Origin of the sequence: Acinetobacter sp. YH16052 (genome assembly GCF_013417155.1) — a bacterium.
In the GTDB taxonomy this organism is placed as follows: Bacteria; Pseudomonadota; Gammaproteobacteria; order Pseudomonadales; family Moraxellaceae; genus Acinetobacter.
Genome location: NZ_VPEO01000108.1, coordinates 1 through 2,097, shown reverse-complemented (window position 1 = coordinate 2,097; position 2,097 = coordinate 1). Strand labels below are relative to the sequence as shown.

Genomic DNA, 2,097 nt, shown 5'->3' with positions numbered 1-2,097 from the left:
CGCCCCCTCCCCCACCTTGGTGGCAAGAAGTTTTTGTGTCACAAAAACACATCTTGCAACTATTTAAAATCGCTATGTTATTATATAAAACCGTGTTTAGTGAAGATTTTATTTTCTCGCATTACCAATGGAGAAAATTCTTTTCTCCATTGGTAATGCGAAATATCATAGGACTAAAAGTGCAAAATATCAAAAGACCAGAGTATAAAAATATCAAAATATCAAAATATCAAAGGATATTTTACCCCTCCGATTTCATATGATTTTATCATTGGTATAACCTACTAGACCAATTTTTAATCGTACCTCTAAAATTTGGTCGTAGGCTCTTCGAGAGATAAAAAACAAATCTTGTTTTGTTCTGAAAACGCTAAAAAACCTAAATGTTTTAGCGCAGCTAAAAAAATCACTCCCGTACTTTTTTCTGACACAATCGGAGAATTTCCGGTTCTAGTTCTTCGCCGATCAACATTTCCCCTGTTGCTTGGTTAACCCAATCGAATGCATCTTTTTGCCAAATCCATAAACTTTCTTCGTTTCCTAGACGCAAATAAAGTTCTTCTTCAAATTGTCCTTGTACTTGAAAATCTTCGTCTGTCGGCTCTTTTATAGCTTTAATTCCTCCAAAAGTAGCAAGAGTACGTTTCCCTTTTAAAATACAAAAAAGTGCGTCTAATCGTTTAAAATTATCTGATTTAGACAAATCAACAGTCATTTTAATAGCGTACTTAAATAACTCCGATAAAGCTCCTGCATTAGCAGGCCTGATATCTTGAGCATTTGGATTAGATTGAGGATTCCGTTTTAACCATTCTTTTACAATCCACTCAGCATTCGCCCACCCATCAACAATCATATGCATATGGTAGTGATATTGTCCATTCGGTCTAATAGTACATTCCATTGTCCTAATTCCTTTTAAAAAAACACCACTCTTAAAGGCATCCCCTCTCTTGTCTTTGCTTGAATTATAGAGCATTCTCCAGCTTTTTTCCATTTCTTCTATTTGGCTTTGGAGTTCTTCAATGGAACAAGTAGGTCTTGTAAGAGTAACAAAAAACGGCTGTCCAAAATCATTAATTTGAGTAGCATATTGTTTTATATTAATAGCACTACGTATACGATTACAAGTATAGCACCAACGATTTTTGCAGTAAGTTGAAGTCATTTTTTCGCCGTTATAATGTTTAACACGATTGCAATGATAAGTATTATCATAGCTCTTTTTTAGAGGAGAGCTGGGATTCCACATTGCTAAATTAATTGCAAAGTGGTCTGTTATGGCTTTGTATTTTTGTTGTTTCTGTCCTTGTGTAAGGCTTTTTTTATTATCTTTACCCATAGAAAATGAGACGATACAATATCGCGTTTTAGTCTTGCTGAAGAGGTCGGATTCCAAAGCAAGAATTATACATCTTTGTCTTTTATCGAATCAAAGATACAAAAAATAAATGCTTGGGTTTTTACTCAAGCATTATTTTTTTACAGCAATTGCTGTTTTTTATCTCTCATTTTAGGAGCAAGGGGCTAAAACGTCATGACAATTTCACTGCGTTACATTGCATTCCTATTTCGTCCCTTGAAAATTTTTTACGCTTCGCTAAATTTTAGATTTTTCATTCTGAAAAATTGGAAAAAAACCCACTTGAAAAATAGATTTCCCAAGCAGTTATGCTAATGTATCAAGGCTATGAGGTAAAACCCTTGAAAACAAAGGACTTAGGGGCTTTTTACCGACAAATAGAAAAGTTAGATTTTAAAGCCTTTTTTCTTTGAAAAAAGTAGGTAGGTTTTTTAGCGTTTTTAGAACAAAACAAGTTCTTTTTTTCTGATGAAAAGACAAAAAAAAAGCCCAGAGTTATCTCTAGACTTCTTGTTTCGTTTTCGAATTTCGGCGCTCAAGAGTTGCACCTCTGCAGAGCTCTTTACCTCCTCATCGACTCACAAATATAATGTTTTTTTTCGGAAGTTCCGCCCCCTCCCCCACCTTGGTGGCAAGAAGTTTTTGTGTCACAAAAACACATCTTGCAACTATTTAAAATCGCTATGTTATTATATAAAACCGTGTTTAGTGAAGATTTTATTTTCTCGCATTAC

2 protein-coding genes are annotated in these 2,097 nt (G+C 34.4%); one reads left to right on the top strand and one right to left on the bottom strand.

The annotated features are described in order from the left end of the window. Window positions 1-263 (top strand): hypothetical protein (locus FTV42_RS17430; protein WP_218947014.1); only part of this gene is annotated, 263 nt, incomplete at its 5' end. A gap of 143 nt (window positions 264-406) precedes the next feature. Here the strand turns inward: FTV42_RS17430 and FTV42_RS16390 are convergent. Then, the gene (locus tag FTV42_RS16390) at window positions 407-1,342 is read right to left on the bottom strand and encodes a protein rep (protein WP_179997572.1); all 936 of its coding nucleotides are present in this window, start codon (window positions 1,340-1,342) and stop codon (window positions 407-409) included. Between the last annotated feature and the right edge of the window lie 755 nt (window positions 1,343-2,097).